Source organism: Parabacteroides sp. AF19-14 (assembly GCF_003635485.1).
GTDB classification, from domain to species: Bacteria; Bacteroidota; Bacteroidia; order Bacteroidales; family Tannerellaceae; genus Parabacteroides; species Parabacteroides distasonis.
Window position 1 is genome coordinate 244,588 of the sequence record NZ_QTMJ01000006.1, and the last position, 15,626, is coordinate 260,213.

Sequence of the window (15,626 nt, forward strand, 5' to 3'; positions counted from 1 at the left end):
TGCGAATCTTAATTTACGATTACTTCGATAGTCGGTATGGTACGTTCGATACCGTCCGGACCTTTCGCGACTACACGGGTGATATAAAAACGTTTACCCTTACTTAAATTGCGGATATAGTTTTTCTGACGTTGCGAGAAGTTGGTTCCTTCGGCCACTTCCGGGATAGCGTTACCCATGGAGTCGAAGAAAGTCAGCTCAAAACGTAATACCGTATATTTTACATTTAGCAAATCATCGTCGATAGCGGCCAGAATACCGTCAGCCTCTACCAAGCTACGTTTGGCGATCATACCTCCCTTGAACTTACGGACGTTACCGTTTTGATCCTTATACTCGATATAAGGTAGGGGATCGGGGAGGGCACGCACGCGGAAGGTAGTCTTTGCCATCTCTATGTTCCGGCCATCCGCCATACGAGCGTTTACCGTGATCACGGCTTCCGTTCCTACTTTAGACGGGCGGGCTTCCCAACCATCCTTGCTGCGGGTTAATGTGCCGTTCGTCATGGTAGCTGTCACATTACCGCTCGGTACACCCGGGACGGCGATACGCATCGGGTTGGCGATACCGGCATATAATACGTTCATCAATGTCGGGGCCACGGTAGCTGTCGGCTCGGTCACGAAATACTCGCTCTCGAAATCCCGGCGCATGATGCTGCCGTCGCTATTCGGCATCTCGATATAACCTTTGATCGGGAATGTCCCGGCAGCTCCGGTATTCACCGTGAAGACTCCTTTATTCTCGTAAGGTAATTCTTTTCCGTTTACATAGATCGTAGGACGTTTCGTGGAGTCTACCGCCGATAATACGATATTCGCCTTGTACTGGCTTCCTCGCATTACGATCTGGCTTTCCGGGATTACCTGCGCCGTGATCTGGTTCACACGGTAATCGCCAACGTCTACGCTATTCAATAAGTTCGATAAGACCTCACCTTCGGCGTAGCGAACGTCACTTTGCATTTTTGTTAACAGGGTAACAGCCGCCGCTACCGGCATATTCTCGAACAAGGCCTCTTCCCAAGTACGGGTATTGATCCCCGCTTTATGAGGGGGAGTCGTGCTTAGGTTCGCCTCCAATACGGCAGTCTTCGCCGAATCTTCGATAAAGCCGCCCATCCAGATACGATACTTATCGATTTCCGCTCTCAGCTTTTTACCTTCTCCGCTTACAGGAGAGAGCATTACACGGGAAGCGGCTTCCAAATCATCCTTATGCTCGATGCTGTTTACGTTGGCATTCTCGCCATCAGCTACCTTAGCGATACGGATCTTTAAATCTTGTATATACGTATAGAGGCTATCTGAGGCTTTTTTCACCTCACGGGCCTTCAATGCCCACTCACCCACTTTCTGGGGATTCTCTTGGTAATAAGCTTCCATCTCGTCCGCTACGATCTTGTTTCGGCGGGAGGAGTTATCGATAGAGGTTCGCAAGCTACCTTCCACCAACTCAAAACCATCCAGCACCTCCGACGACACATTCAGTGCCATCATGGCGATGAACACCAGATACATCAGGTTGATCATCCGCTGACGGGGAGAATTGGGATTATTTGATATTCCTGCCATATTTCTTTACTTCATTGGGTTGTTTGTATACGGAGCCTGTTGTGGCTGTTGGTAACCATAGGGTTGCTGATATTGCTGTTGGTAACCGGGCTGTTGTGGCTGCTGATACATCGGTTGTTGAGGTTGTTGTTGCGGCTGCGCCGGTTGTTGGTAGCCCATATTCACGGTCATCGCTTGCAATAAACGACTGTATACTTGGTTCAATTCGGCCAGTTGGCGAGTCATCTTTTCCGTCTCGTTACGGAATACGGAACTATCTACCACCGATCCGTCATACATCTCACGGATACGATTCAAGCCACTATTGATGTGTTCGATAGATTCGATCTGCGAACTGATACTCTTCAACTGGATCTCATAGATGGTATTCAATCCGGATACGTTACGGTTCAATTGTTCCATCTGGTGTACGTAACCACGGGAGTTTTGGTTGATGCCATCGGAATTATCCGTGATACTCTTATAAGAGTTCAACAGTGTATCGGATACGTTCGTAAGCGAATTAGTCACTTGGCTGAAACGCTCCATGTTCTCAGACATGCCAGATAATTGCTCCAGATATTTTTGGGTAGCTTCCGTCAATTCCGCCATCTTGGAAATTTGCTCGGCCGCTCCGCTTAATTTCTTGATGCTCTCGGATAAGTTCTTGGTATCTTCTTCCGTCACGTCCAGATTACCTGCGATATTCAAGGAACCACCTCTTTGCGCGTTCGCCTTAGACGCTACCGAACCGATATTTATTCCCCCGGCTATCTCATCGTCTTCTACATTATCCGTAGAATTGATCATGGTTGAGATCGGCGTACCGGTGAAATCCGGACGATCCATCGGGTTCTTTGATTTCAATACGGGGAAAACATCTTCCCAATGATATTCCTTGTTCGGATGCTCGAACGCCGAGATAAAGAATACGATAGACTCGGTGATCATCGCCACGAACAAGATTTGGTTAGCGTATGGTATATGTAATAACTTAAATAACGCACCGAGGATTACGATGGACGCACCCCAACTATACAGGAAGTTCAATACTCGTTTTCCTCTTTCGCTGGAGAGGAACATCTCCAGTCTGTTTTTATATCTTCTATATTTTCCCATCGTCGTATTATTGTCTTAAATGATTCAAAACTTTAAATTTATAATTCCCGCTTATTTCTTTCCCTTGGAGCGAGAGAATCCTATTTGGGTACGTGCGCAACGGAAACCGATGTAAGAACGGCTCTCGTTCTGGAACTCGAAAGTACGCATGTCCGAACGGATAAATTGTGAGACATCTTTCCAAGAACCTCCTCGCACTACTTTCTTTTTCATGGCGTAGGGATCGTTCTTGGCGGCGTTGTAACGCAGATCCGGGTTCATGTCGCTCATTTGGCTCGGGCCAGACTCGGAGTAAGACGTTGAGGTCCATTCCGCCACGTTTCCTGCCATATCGTATAACCCGAACTCATTCGGGGCGAAAGAGCCTACACGAGACGTAATCAAATGGCCATCCTCCGTATAATTACCTTTACCCGGCTTGAAGTTACCTAAGAAACAGCCTTTGCTGTCTTGAAGCTCGTCGGTAGACCAAGGGTACTTATTCTCGTTCTTACCTGTACGGGCGGCATATTCCCATTCTCCTTCGGACGGAAGACGGAATGGCTCTACCAATTGTCCCGGTGGCAAGCTCAAGGATTCTTTGTATAAATTCGTACGCCATACGCAGAAGGCAGTCGCTTGTTCCCAAGAAACACCGACTACGGGATAATCATCGTAACCCGGATGAGAGAAATACATACGGGTATATGGCTCGTTGTACGCATTCTTGAAATCGTTCACCCAGCAATTCTCGTCTGGGTAGATATTGACGATACGGGTATTCAAGAAATCCCATTCGCTGCTTAACGGGCGGGTGATCGTCTCGTTGATTACACGTCCTTCATCATCGATGTAAGCGGTGTCCTTGGAGATCATGACTACCTCGTTCGGATCTACCTGAATATCCGTATTACGAACCCGGTCCGCCGGGTTCAACTGATTCTTGCGGAGGGCGGCGGCGGTATAGTCGTACCACTCGTATTTATAGATCATTTGTTTAGGGTCCAAACCTTTCTCTCCGGTAACGGGATTCGTGTAATAGACACTTTCTATCGCACGTTGCTCATCCTCGTTCGCCCGTCTCCAAGGAATCGGACGGTTCCAGTCCAAATGCGGAGTGACAGGTTCCCCGTAACGGTCTTCCGTGATCTTGAACAGATCGTTGCCTCCATAAGCCGGGTCCGCCAAGCGTTCACGGATAATAGAGTCTCTCACATAATAAACGAACTGGCGATATTTGGCGTTCGTTACCTCTGTCTGATCCATCCAGAACGCGTCGAAAGAGACCCCTTTCGTCTCCGGCATGATTCCCCACAAGGAATCCTTGTCGGCGGGACCCATCTCGAACGAACCTCTTTTAACCAAGACCATTCCATACGGCGCTGGTTCATTGAACGCTACCGATCTGACACCTGTCACCTCACCGCCGGCACTCCGGAGAGATTTACCGCAGGAGGTAAGCAAGGCTACCGTTACAAGTACTAATAATACTTTTTTCATATACTATAATATACGTACACTTTTATGTCTATTTTTCCCTGTCTTCGTCTTGTTCAGCTTTAAGGCATACTTGACACATAGCTCGTGGCTACCGCTACTTGCCCGGCCTAAGGCCGTGGTCGGAAAATCAAAGGCGTAACCCGCATGGAAACGACCTAGCTTTACGCCGAACATGATGCCCACCGATTCATTCACCCGATAGGAAAAACCACCATTAAACATCTTATTATATTCCAGCCTAGCGGTAATATCCGCATGAAAACTTTGCATGTCTGTCAGCAAGAACACCGAGGGCTGTAATTCTATCAACGGATTCTTTAATTGAATATTGTATCCACCCATTAAATTAAGTGAACGACCTATATAGGTATAGGCGTTCTCGTCCAGTTGAAGCTCCGGTTGGGTGATATGCGTCATGCCAAACCCGGCGTAAAACCGTTTATGGGTATAGTAAATACCGAAGTTCATATCCAACCCCATGCCGCTGACCTGCTCTACGGGGATGGCTGCGTCGGTCTCTTGATGGTATTCGGACTCAACCTTTATCACCTTGGTTCCGTCGAACGATTGGTTGACTAAGCCGATTTGCAGACCTCCGCTCAAGACTCCCCCGAATAATTTATACTTATAGGCGTATTGCGCCCCTACATGTGTATTCTGGAAAAGTCCGATCGCCTCGGTAAATACAACCAATCCGACACCATGATTCGTCTTGCCTAAAGCGAGTGGCATATCCGCGGTAATGAAGAACGACTTGGGTGCCCCATGTACGCCGATCATTTCCAAGCGGGCGAGAGCCAATATATTCAAGTCCTCCGTAGCTCCGGCCACGGCCGGGTTATAATACGGTTTCGCCATGAAGTATTGACTTAAGCGTGCGTCATATTGCGCCCGTACGATTCCCGCACAAGTACACAAAAGGATCAAGATCGAAAGAAGACGTCTTCTCATTTAAACATTCACTTCACGTTGTAACTACAAACGCAGCAAATCCGGATAAATTGTATTTTCACAAAAAAACAACGAGGCAGGGGAGCTCGATCGTCCGCCACCTCGTTCTTCTATTTCTTAATTTTCAATTTCCAATTCTCAATTGAACTAGTATTCTTCCTCGTTGAAGAAGAAGTCTTCTTTACTTGGATAATCCGGCCAGATGTCTTCCATGCATTCGTAAATCTCGCCTTCATCTTCCATTTCCTGCAAATTCTCAATCACTTCTAATGGCGCACCAGAACGTTGTGCATAGTCAATAAGTTCATCCTTAGTCGCAGGCCAGGGTGCGTCTTCCAATTTTGAAGCTAACTCTAATGTCCAATACATAGCTGTCAAGTATTAATAACCGCCGAAGCGATTTGGTTCTCTATTTTTCCGCGAAAATATGACTTTATTTATTATACGCAAGTATAATCCCAAATAATTTCTTTACCGTTATTATTTATGCATTCTTTTCGTGCCAGAACGAAGAAATAATCCGATAAACGGTTCATAAATATCAATACAGGCTCCTCAACGGGGCAATTCTCGGCCAAGCGATAGATTTGTCGCTCGGCACGACGGCAAACGGTGCGGCAAACATGTGCGAGGGCGGCCGAGCGGCATCCTCCCGGTAGGATGAACGCATGCATTTTCGGCAGCTCGTTATCCAGACGGTCTATCTCCCGCTCGATACGCTCGATGCTCTCGGGCGTTACCTTGCTCTCGATTTTCAATTCCGTGGTCGCTTGATCCGTGGCTAGGTAAGAACCGATCGTGAATAGCTTATGCTGGATGAATGATAAGAAATCAGTATCTTTCTCATCATTCAAGGCCGTGATTAATAATCCGATAAAGGAGTTCAGCTCATCTACGGTGCCATAGCTCTCGATCCGATCGTGCGCTTTCGACACGCGTTGTCCACCTACCAGTGAAGTGGTTCCTTTATCGCCTGTTCTGGTATAGATAATACTCTTCTTCATATCTGACTTGTTTTGAATCCTAAAAATAAACAATATAATCTCGTTTGTGCAATTTCTTGTTGAATAAGACAATCCCTAGCGAGTAAAGATCTAAGGTGACCGTCACTTCCGGACATGCGCAGATCTCTTCCCAAAGTTCACGCATCTTACGGCTCGCCTTGATTCCCTCAAAAACGAATACCGTATCGTTGTGCGCGTATTTCATACATTCATTAAACAGCCAGAGGTTGTTATGTTGTTCATATAAAGTGTTGAAAAAAACAAAATCTAAGCTATTTATGTCATTTAAGGCTTGGGGAAGCAAGTCCTTATAATTACCGATACGCAAATCGACGGGATTACGTCCCTCTTTAGCGAATGCTTGACGGGCAATCGTGGCGAATTCCGGTACATTTTCCAAGGCGATACATTTCAATCCCGTGGCATAGGAGGTTAGATATAAGGTAGACAGCCCCATCGTGGTTCCTATCTGGAGGATATTCTTGGACTTGAAATAGTTTGTTAAACGGAATAATAAGGCGCCATGCTTGGGCCGGATGGATTCCCGTTTTACGATCTCGCTGATGGAACGGGTCTTTCGTTTCCCTTTGTTCTGCCGGTCTGGATAGGTGATCTCTCCTTCCCTGAATAATAACTGCTTACGTAAAAGCTCTATATCATAGAAACTATAATAAGAGCATTTTTCCTCGATGACCTTCGTGATGAGGTTAAAAACGAAAGGCGAATGTACTCCGAATCCTTTACGGTAACGGATGCTGCGGTACAAGAGCGATCCTTTTCGTAATGTATTAACCTTTGGTAGTATTTGCATTTCTTTTTGTCATTGGGCAATGAGACCTTGCCATTTACCGCGAACTTACATAAAAAAACGCAATTAGCATAAGCCTCTAGTCATTAAACGGGGTTATAATGACTTGTGTCATGCGGATGGCACAGCCGTGCCATAAAGGTGGCACCAGCGTGCCATCGCAGTGGCACAGTCATGCCATCAGCGTGGCACTAGCTTTATCTTAGAAACTGGCTTTCTCCGGTTCTGGGCGGATATAGGTTAATATCTGCCCGCTTAATTGAAGCAGCGAGATCTCACAGATCTTGGTGGAGTATTCCGCCACGGAAAGACGCTCCTCCGCTTCCAGCAGACTGTTTTGTGCCTCACGCAATTCGATACCAGACAACTCGCCAAGTTTATAGCGGTCGATGGCGATCCGGTAGTTCTCTTGGGCGGCTACGAGGTTCTCTTTCTCTAGGCTCCATAGGTCGAGGTTGTTTTTATAGGCCATCCAGAAGTTGCTCATGTCCGCACGCAGGGCAAGTTCCAGTTCTTGGATGCGCAATTGCTGGTTCTCGATTTGGATGCGGGCGTTGCGTTGCTCACGTTTCCGGTTGAAACCATCGAAGAGGCTCATACCGATGGTCACGCCGTAATTAAGCCCCAGCCGTTGTTGGAGGTCGTAATTGCCCACTTCCGTCCAGTTCGCCGTGTAGCCGTAGCCTGCGTTTAGCTTGACATAGGGATAATAGCGGCTTTTTACCTTTTTATAATCAAGCTCAGACAACGTCTGGTTCTTTTGGGCGATCAGGAGTGAGGCGTTGGCTTCGAGGGTATTCTTCCATAGATCTACCTCGTCGAGGAACGGGTTCGGGTAGATCAAGGAGTCCTTGATCTGGATTTCCTCCTCCACATTATTTAATGCCATCAACTCGTTCAGGCGGATACGGGAGGTATGCACGACCTCCAATTGGTTTAATACCTTGGAGCTATCCGAGTTGAAGTCCACTTGAGCCTGTTGCAAGTCCAGACGGGACATGGAGCCGATATAATACCGTTCTTCCACGATCCGTAAACGCTCCTTGGAAAGATCCAAGGTGGAACGGAGGTTACGCAAACGGATTTTCTGCCGGATCAGGTTGTAGTACTCGCTGGAAAGGTTGGCTACGAAATCCTCGATGGTCATGCGGGTGTTCAATTCCCCCATTCGCTGTAATTCTTTCAAGCGAGAGTATTCGGCTTGGATACCGAAACCGTCGAAAACCGTCCAGTTAACGTTTAGTCCGACATTGCCCGTCTCGCTGTTTATACCATTCGCCTTCTCGATCGATCCGTCTTGCAGGCTGTTACGGTTGTTATTGATATTTCCGCTGAATCCGCCGCTCATATCTACGGTAGGCAGATAACCGGCGTTTCCCGGGGTGGCGTTATTGTCGCTGATCTGTTGCTCGTTACGAATGATACGGATGGAGTAGTTCTGCTCTAATCCGGTTTCGATACACCGTTTCAGATCGAATAGTTGCTGCGCTTCCGCTATAAAGAGGGAAGAGAAGGCAAATAATAAGGTATATACATATTTCTTCATAAATCTACAACTTGGTGTTTTGTTTTTTTCGGTTGGTGGATATAAATGAATACATGGCCGGTACGATAAACAGGGTCAAGAAGGTCGATACCAACATTCCGCCTACTACCGCTACACCCATGGCGATACGCCCTTGGGCACCCTCGCCCGTAGCGTATACCAATGGCACCAAACCGAGGATGGTGGATACGCTAGTCATCAAGATCGGGCGCAGACGCTGGGTCGCGGACGAGCGGATCGCTTCCGGCAAACTAAGTCCCGACTCTTGCCGCTGATTGGCGAACTCTACGATCAAGATACCGTTCTTCGCCACCAAACCAATCAACATAATGATACCGATCTGGCTGAATATATTCATCGTGATACCCGAATAACTCATGAACATCAGCGCACCGGCGATAGCCAAAGGCACGGTGAACATCACTACCAACGGGTCCTTGAAACTCTCGAACTGGGCGGCCAACACCAAATAAATCATCAGCAAGGCCAAGATCATGGCGAACATCAAACTGGAAGAACTCTCACGGAACTCTTTCGACTCGCCGGAAAGAGCGGTGCGGAAGCTACCATCCAGCACCTCCGAGGCGATACGGTCCATCTCGTCCAGACCATCGCCGATCGTGTATCCTTTATTCAATCCACTGGAAACCGTCGCTGATACGAAACGGTTATAGCGATACAATTGGGGCGGCGCCACGTTTTCCGTAACCTTAACCAAGTTATCCAGCTGGATCATTTCCCCATTGTTACTACGTACATAGATCGATTTTAAATCGACAGGGGTATTTCGTTGCTGGCGGTTGATCTCGCCCAATATCTGGTATTGCTTACCATTCATATAGAAGTAGCCCATACGCTGTCCGCTCAACGCATATTGCAAGGTCTGGGCGATATTCCGGGTGCTGACGCCCAATAAGGAAGCCTTATCCCGGTCGATCTCGATACGTGCCTCCGGCTTGGTGAAGCGCAAGTTCACGTCCGCCATCTGGAAGACCGGGCTCTCGTTCACCTTTTGCATAAACGTAGGCAGGAACTCTTGCAGTTTATCCAAGGTCGGGGCCTGCAGTACGTATTGGATAGGCATACCGCCCCGGCGTCCGCCGAAGGTGGATTGCTGTTGTACGAAGGCGCGGGCCAAGGTCTCTTTGCGGACTTCTTTCGACAAGGTCTCGGCGATCTCCATCTGCGAGCGTTCCCGTTCCTTGATATCGCTTAATATGAGGTTTAGCGAACCTCCTCCTTCCCACGAGCGGGTCATGATGGATTGCTTCTCGGGAGCGATGGAGTCGGCTATTTGCTCGATACGGTCCGCGTAGTCGCGGATAAACTCGAAGGTAGCCCCTTCCGGCCCGCGCATATTCACGGAGATCATGGAACGGTCCTCCAAAGGCGATAACTCGGAACGAATGTTCTTCCAGAAGTACCCGATCGATCCGAAAAGAAGGATAACGATAGGGATCGACCATATCTTATGGTTCAAGAACGCGTTCAACGACTTGGCGTAGATCGTGTTCAATCCCTCGAAGAACGGCTCGGTCTTCCGATAGAACCAGTTTTTCTTCTCTCTCCTCTTCAATAGCTTGGTAGCCAACATCGGTGTAAACGTAAGGGCCACGAACGAGGAGATAGCGACCGAACCGGCGATCACGATACTGAACTCCTTGAATAAGCGCCCCGTCATACCTTCCATAAACACGATCGGCAAGAATACGGAGATCAGGGTGATCGTGGTAGATACCACGGCGAAGAAGATCTCTTTCGATCCTTCGATACCCGCCTCTTTCGGTGACATGCCTTGCTCGATACGTACATATATATTCTCCGCCACCACGATCGCGTCGTCTACCACCAGACCGACCGAGAGCACGACCGCCAACATCGTCAATACGTTGACGGAGAATCCGGAGATATACATCACAAAGAAAGCTCCTACCAACGATACGGGGATAACGACGACAGGAACCAGCGTGACCCGCCAGTCGCAGAGGAACAAGAAGATAATCAATACGACCAAGAGGAAAGCCTCGTAAATCGTCTGTTGTACTTCACTGATAGAGGCCCGGATAAAGCGAGTGTTGTCATACATCATCTCGATCGTGACATCTTCCGGCAGGTCTTTTTGTAATTGCTCGATACGCTTGTAGGCTTCGTCGGCGATCTCGATATGGTTGGCTCCCGGTTGGGGGATGATAACGGTCATAACCATTGGCTCGCCGTTCTTCTTCAGTAAGCTCCGCAAGTCCTCGGGAGCTACCTCCGCACGTCCGATATCACTGAAGCGCACGATGTTGTTGTTGTCTTCCTTGATAATTAAATCGTTGAATTCCTTGGCGGTATGCATCAATCCTAAGGTACGTATGGATAAGGAGATCGTATTTCCCTCGATACTACCGGAAGGAAGCTCCACGTTCTCGTTATCGACGGCGTTTTTCACGTCCATCGGGGTCACTCCGTAACCCGCCATCTTGATTGGGTCCAGCCATAGACGCATGGAATACCGTTTTTGTCCCCAGATATCCACGCCACTCACGTTCTCGATGGTCTGCAAACGCTCTTTCACCGTTAGCTCGGCGATCTCGCTCAACTCCATCAACGAGCGTTTGTTGCTTCGGATGGCGATCTGCATGATCGGGGAGGCATCGGCATCCGCTTTCGATACCGTAGGTGGGTCGCAGTCGCGGGGAAGGTAGCGTTGGGCACGAGATACCTTATCACGTACATCGTTCGCCGCCGTCTCCATATCCACGGACAACTCAAACTCTACCGTGATACGGCTGCTGCCTTGGCTACTCACGCTACTCAATGAACGGATACCCGGGATACCGTTGATATTCTGCTCCAACGGCTCGGTGATCTGATTCATGATCACGTCTGCGTTCGCTCCGGGATAAGATACATTGACCGAGATAATCGGCTGGTCTACGCTCGGGAACTCCCGGACGCCAAGGAACCGGTAACCGATAAAGCCGAACAGGAGGATGACCAGCATCATCACTGTCGAGAGTACGGGCCGGTTTATACTGGTTTCTGAAATATTTGCCATCGTTCTTCTCCTTATTCAGTCAAGTTGTCAATAGAAACTTTCATGCCGGTACGTAACTGCATCACGCCGGACGTGATCAGCGTATCGCCCACATTCAACCCTTGCAATACCTGTACACGGCTCTCGGTTCGAATACCGATCGTGATCTCTTGAGGCTCGGCCACGCCGTTCTTATATAAGTAAACGATGTCTTTTCCCATCTCGGGGATAACGGCCTCGCTGGGGATGGCTAAAGCGTCCTTGATCTCCCGCTTGCTGATCTCGACGGAGGTATAACGGCCGGGTAAGATATTCTCGCCCGGATTCGGGTAAGTGGCACGTACTTTCAAGGTACGGGTCGCCATATCTACCTTGCTTTCCACGGCGTAAACGGTCGCCTTATAGTTCTGCATCATACCGTCTTTCTCCATGCGGAACAGGATCGGGGTTCCGTCTTGTACCTCGGCCGCGTAGCTCTCGGGGATGGAGAACTCGATTTTCAAAGGGGATATCTTGGTCAACTTGGCGATTACGGAAGAGGAGGAGGTAACGTACGCGCCCTCACTCACGGAGCGAAGTCCGATGATTCCATCGAAAGGAGCCCGAAGCTCTGTCTGGGCGATATTCGCTTTGACTAGCTCGATATCCGCCATTAGCTTCTCGTATTCGGTGGCTACTTGCTCGTAGGCCTCTTGGCTGACGGCGTCTTTCTCCAACAAGGTACGTTGGCGATAGACACGATCCTTGGCTAAAGGAACTTGAGCCTCCAGCTTCTTTAGCTGGGCTTGCAGCGGCTTGTCATTGATTTTGGCCAACAGATCGCCCGCCTTTACGTGGCTACCTTCCGTGAAATAGATGGCTACCACCTTACCGGAGGACTCGAAAGCCAAATCCACCTCTTCGTCCGGAAGGGTACTTCCGGTACTCATGATCTTATCGGTTAATGATTGGTATTTCAATACCTCGGCATTGATGTTAAGTGTCTGGTTTCGTAGGCTCGTGCCCGATGTGGGTACGACGGAAGCGGCATCTTGGGATGCCTTGAACTTGTTTTTCAATTGAGGGTAAGCAATCATTCCCGCTATCATTAATAAGATAGCCGCCGTAACTCCCCATTTCGCTCTCTTTGTCATCATGTTCTCGTATGGTATTTACTGATAATTTACACTCGTTACTCCAAAATATATAACTAAACGCAAGTTTAGACTGCCCTTTCGTAAAAAGGTTTAATCAAAGATATTATTTTTTTGAGAGATGAATCCCTGATTGGGAAGAACGGGAAAAATAAGGGAATTAAAACGAATCTAGGGAGGAAGTCTGATCGGTTTGTGGTAGAAGAAATGAGTGTCTCCTGTCGTATAGATCTTTTCACATAGGTGAAAAGAACGTTTCACAGCCGTGATCCGATCGTTTCACATGGGTGAAAAGATCAGATCACACTTGTGAAACGATCTGTTATAGCTTATGTATAACTTTCATTAACTGCTCGCCCAAGCCAATTGTATAGCCTTGAGAGACAAATACGACACGGTTGAACGTATCGGCGATCAAGAAGATCGGCAAGGTATTGGCGTTTTGCAATTTCATCGCTGTAGCCATCTCCTTTTGGATCGCCCCGTCGATATCCAGACCGTATGTGATCGTGCCCGGTAAATCGCCGAACTCTTTCGGATCGAAGTTCTTATAGCCCTTCTCGTCAGGGAAGAGAAGCACGATGCCTCGTCCCCAATCTTCTAGTTCCTTCTTCACGGCGGCGATATCACGCATCGCATGGTTTGTCGGTTCTTGGCGGGAGCCTAGAAGCGCTACGATATAGTAGCCACGTCCGGTAGTAGCTAGCAAGCTAGTTTCCTCGCCGTTGTCCGCACGTTTGAATTTATTCTCGGAGTTGAAATTACCGATCACCTGTATCTCGTCCTTGCTTTCGCGCATCTCCAATTGGATCGGGGTGGTCTTGTCTGCCTCCACATTGAAAAACTCGATCTCGGCCAATACGCTACCGTTTGCCATACGAGTACCGGTCACTAACATATAATTACCTTCATCCATGGATAACGGTTTCTTCAGTAATCCGCTCCAAGTATCTCCCAAGCCCATATCCACATTACCGCCTCTCTCGAAATTCAAGGTCTGTAAAGTACCGTTCGGCAAAACCTTGGCGATCGTGAAGTGACTGTAATATTTCGGGTCTTGCAGCGCCTTGATTGGTTGGTAAGAAGCGATTACCTTGCCTTGTTTAGCGGTCGTCTGTACGGCAGCCTCGAAATCGACGTCTACCCAAGCGTTGTCCTTGAAGTACTGGATCTTGCGGGCTACCGGCTCGATACGTGCCGGAATACCTAAGCTACGAGCCACGGCCACGAAGAAGATATTACGGGAGCCCTTATCAGCGATACGGGATTTCCATACACCCATCGGCATGATCGGAATACGTTGTGCGTTTAGTGCGTCGTTAATGGAGACGTTATTCTTCACCCAATCCACCAATGCCTGTGGATTCTCTACGGCTTGTTTCGCAAGGGAAGGCTCAATGTTTGCAGCGAAGAAACTCTTATAAGGAGTCAGGAACTCATTGGCCACACGAGGATTCATGATATATTCATTGAACCATTCGCTTTGAACGGCCGGCGTATTATTCAAATGATCCGCGAAGACAGACGCTGGTGTATCACGTAGGTCCTTAGCGGACACGACATCCAATAATGCCATCGCCTGCGCACGCTTCTCGGCGGGAGTCTCCCGTAAGAACTTCTCGATCTCCATCCAGTTACCACGGCTACCGATCATGAAATCCTCCGTCTTCATCGGGTCGATACCCAATTCTTTCGCTAAAGCCTCCGCTTTCTCTTCCGTATAGAAAGTGGCTACATATTTATTACGGATAGCGTCTTCCTCCAATAAACGTTTGGCGTTCGCTTCCTTTTGCTCCGGTGTAACTTCCGCTGGGATAGAGCCGTCTACCGGTGGTACGATATCTAGGGCGATCGTCTCCACATCTCCCGGTTTCTTATTCAAGGCGATCGTAACCTCTCCGTCCTTGCCGAAAGAGACCTTGCTGTAGCCGAACTTGCCGTCTTTGCTGGCCCATACCAGCATATCCCCTTTTCCGGCGGATAATGAGCATTTGCCATCCGCATCCGTCTTCTTGCGGGCTACACTGTTAAACTCGGCATAGTTATAAATCTTGAATTCTACCAAAGCGTCCTTTACCGGCTTGCCATTGGCATCCGTAACCGTGATAACAGCTTTAGCCGAAGGCGCGTAATTATCGATCACGTTGATCTCGGTATACCCATCGGTACGTTCCATGACATCCTCCGGGCCATTGTATTTACCGAATACTTTCGTATGCATCAACATACCCCGGTAAGCAGGGCCGTTGAACCAACCCAGATTCAATACCGGTTCGGGCTCGCAAGCGCCGAGGAAATACCATTTACCATTCACCCAAGCTTCTACCCATGCGTGGTTATCATCCGTATGCGCCCAGCGAGGCGTATATACCTGACGCGCGGGAATACCCACGGAACGTAAAGCGGCTACCGTGAAGGTAGACTCCTCACCGCAACGACCGTAAGCGGTCTTTACGGATGCCAAAGGGGAACTTGTGCGCCCATCGGAAGGGGTATAGATAACCTTCTCATGACACCAGTGATTCACTTCCAGTACGGCATCGTACAACGAGAGACCCTTCACCCGGTCTTTCAACTCATCAAAGAAAACCATGCGGCTTTCATCCAGATTCTCATTGTTGATTCGTACCGGCAATACGAAATGGCGGAAGATATCCTCTGGAATGCTATCGCCCCAAGGCATCTCATTCCGTGCTTGGAAAGAGGAACGGATGTTTTTCAAATAGAAATCGCCACTATAGTCCGTGATGTCTCCAATCGGCATATAGGCGTACATGAAGGTTAACGCCTCCCTCTCTTCGGGAGTCATTTGATCGTTAAATACTGCGAAAAGGTCTCCGTTAGGCAGGGCGGCCTGTTTCGCTTGGAAATCGTTCTCAACCTCAGCTCGGTAAGCAGCGTCGGTAATAAAATGTTGTTGGTTGTTACAGCTCGTCCATACGAGTAATGTGAACAACAGCGCAAATAGATGTTTTTTGTTCATAAAGCGGATATGTATGTTTGCCAAA

11 protein-coding genes are annotated in these 15,626 nt (G+C 48.5%); all 11 read right to left on the reverse strand.

What is annotated here, in order from left to right; all coding sequences use genetic code 11:
* Positions 1-8 precede the first annotated feature (8 nt).
* Complete coding sequence (gene gldM / locus DWX33_RS08645) at positions 9-1,577, reverse strand: gliding motility protein GldM (RefSeq protein ID WP_009016568.1); 1,569 nt, start codon at positions 1,575-1,577, stop codon at positions 9-11.
* 6 nt (positions 1,578-1,583) lie between these two features.
* Positions 1,584-2,675: a gliding motility protein GldL gene (gldL, locus tag DWX33_RS08650; RefSeq protein WP_227211229.1), complete on the reverse strand. Its 1,092-nt coding sequence runs from the start codon at positions 2,673-2,675 to the stop codon at positions 1,584-1,586.
* 51 nt (positions 2,676-2,726) lie between these two features.
* Positions 2,727-4,154 carry an SUMF1/EgtB/PvdO family nonheme iron enzyme gene (locus tag DWX33_RS08655; RefSeq protein WP_005859855.1) on the reverse strand — a complete coding sequence of 476 codons (1,428 nt, stop codon included), beginning with the start codon at positions 4,152-4,154 and terminating at the stop codon, positions 2,727-2,729.
* 3 nt (positions 4,155-4,157) lie between these two features.
* Positions 4,158-5,105: a type IX secretion system membrane protein PorP/SprF gene (locus DWX33_RS08660; RefSeq protein ID WP_008777736.1), complete on the reverse strand. Its 948-nt coding sequence runs from the start codon at positions 5,103-5,105 to the stop codon at positions 4,158-4,160.
* 147 nt (positions 5,106-5,252) lie between these two features.
* Positions 5,253-5,474 (reverse strand): DUF2795 domain-containing protein, encoded by a 222-nt coding sequence (locus tag DWX33_RS08665; RefSeq protein ID WP_005633363.1) that lies wholly within the window; start codon positions 5,472-5,474, stop codon positions 5,253-5,255.
* Positions 5,475-5,545: 71 nt separating this feature from the next.
* Complete coding sequence (locus DWX33_RS08670; protein ID WP_005859850.1) at positions 5,546-6,109, reverse strand: cob(I)yrinic acid a,c-diamide adenosyltransferase; 564 nt, start codon at positions 6,107-6,109, stop codon at positions 5,546-5,548.
* Positions 6,110-6,128: 19 nt separating this feature from the next.
* On the reverse strand, positions 6,129-6,920 hold the full coding sequence (locus DWX33_RS08675) for an O-methyltransferase (protein ID WP_005863261.1): 792 nt from the start codon (positions 6,918-6,920) through the stop codon (positions 6,129-6,131).
* 199 nt (positions 6,921-7,119) lie between these two features.
* The gene (locus DWX33_RS08680; RefSeq protein WP_022191996.1) at positions 7,120-8,463 is read right to left on the reverse strand and encodes a TolC family protein; all 1,344 of its coding nucleotides are present in this window, start codon (positions 8,461-8,463) and stop codon (positions 7,120-7,122) included.
* Between the two features lie 4 nt (positions 8,464-8,467).
* A complete protein-coding gene (locus DWX33_RS08685; protein WP_122380213.1) occupies positions 8,468-11,506 on the reverse strand; it encodes an efflux RND transporter permease subunit in 3,039 nt (1,012 codons plus the stop codon).
* Between the two features lie 11 nt (positions 11,507-11,517).
* Positions 11,518-12,618, reverse strand: a complete 1,101-nt coding sequence (locus tag DWX33_RS08690) for an efflux RND transporter periplasmic adaptor subunit (protein WP_029257153.1) — start codon at positions 12,616-12,618, stop codon at positions 11,518-11,520.
* A 322-nt stretch (positions 12,619-12,940) separates the two neighbouring features.
* The gene (locus tag DWX33_RS08695; RefSeq protein ID WP_233570145.1) at positions 12,941-15,601 is read right to left on the reverse strand and encodes a transglutaminase domain-containing protein; all 2,661 of its coding nucleotides are present in this window, start codon (positions 15,599-15,601) and stop codon (positions 12,941-12,943) included.
* Positions 15,602-15,626 lie beyond the last annotated feature (25 nt).

Coding starts and splice junctions, on each gene's coding strand:
- gldM (WP_009016568.1), bottom strand. CDS start 1,577: ATGGCAGGAATATCAAATAATCCCAATTCTCCCCGTCAGCGGATGATC.
- gldL (WP_227211229.1), bottom strand. CDS start 2,675: ATGGGAAAATATAGAAGATATAAAAACAGACTGGAGATGTTCCTCTCC.
- DWX33_RS08655 (WP_005859855.1), bottom strand. CDS start 4,154: ATGAAAAAAGTATTATTAGTACTTGTAACGGTAGCCTTGCTTACCTCC.
- DWX33_RS08660 (WP_008777736.1), bottom strand. CDS start 5,105: ATGAGAAGACGTCTTCTTTCGATCTTGATCCTTTTGTGTACTTGTGCG.
- DWX33_RS08665 (WP_005633363.1), bottom strand. CDS start 5,474: ATGTATTGGACATTAGAGTTAGCTTCAAAATTGGAAGACGCACCCTGG.
- DWX33_RS08670 (WP_005859850.1), bottom strand. CDS start 6,109: ATGAAGAAGAGTATTATCTATACCAGAACAGGCGATAAAGGAACCACT.
- DWX33_RS08675 (WP_005863261.1), bottom strand. CDS start 6,920: ATGCAAATACTACCAAAGGTTAATACATTACGAAAAGGATCGCTCTTG.
- DWX33_RS08680 (WP_022191996.1), bottom strand. CDS start 8,463: ATGAAGAAATATGTATATACCTTATTATTTGCCTTCTCTTCCCTCTTT.
- DWX33_RS08685 (WP_122380213.1), bottom strand. CDS start 11,506: ATGGCAAATATTTCAGAAACCAGTATAAACCGGCCCGTACTCTCGACA.
- DWX33_RS08690 (WP_029257153.1), bottom strand. CDS start 12,618: ATGACAAAGAGAGCGAAATGGGGAGTTACGGCGGCTATCTTATTAATG.
- DWX33_RS08695 (WP_233570145.1), bottom strand. CDS start 15,601: ATGAACAAAAAACATCTATTTGCGCTGTTGTTCACATTACTCGTATGG.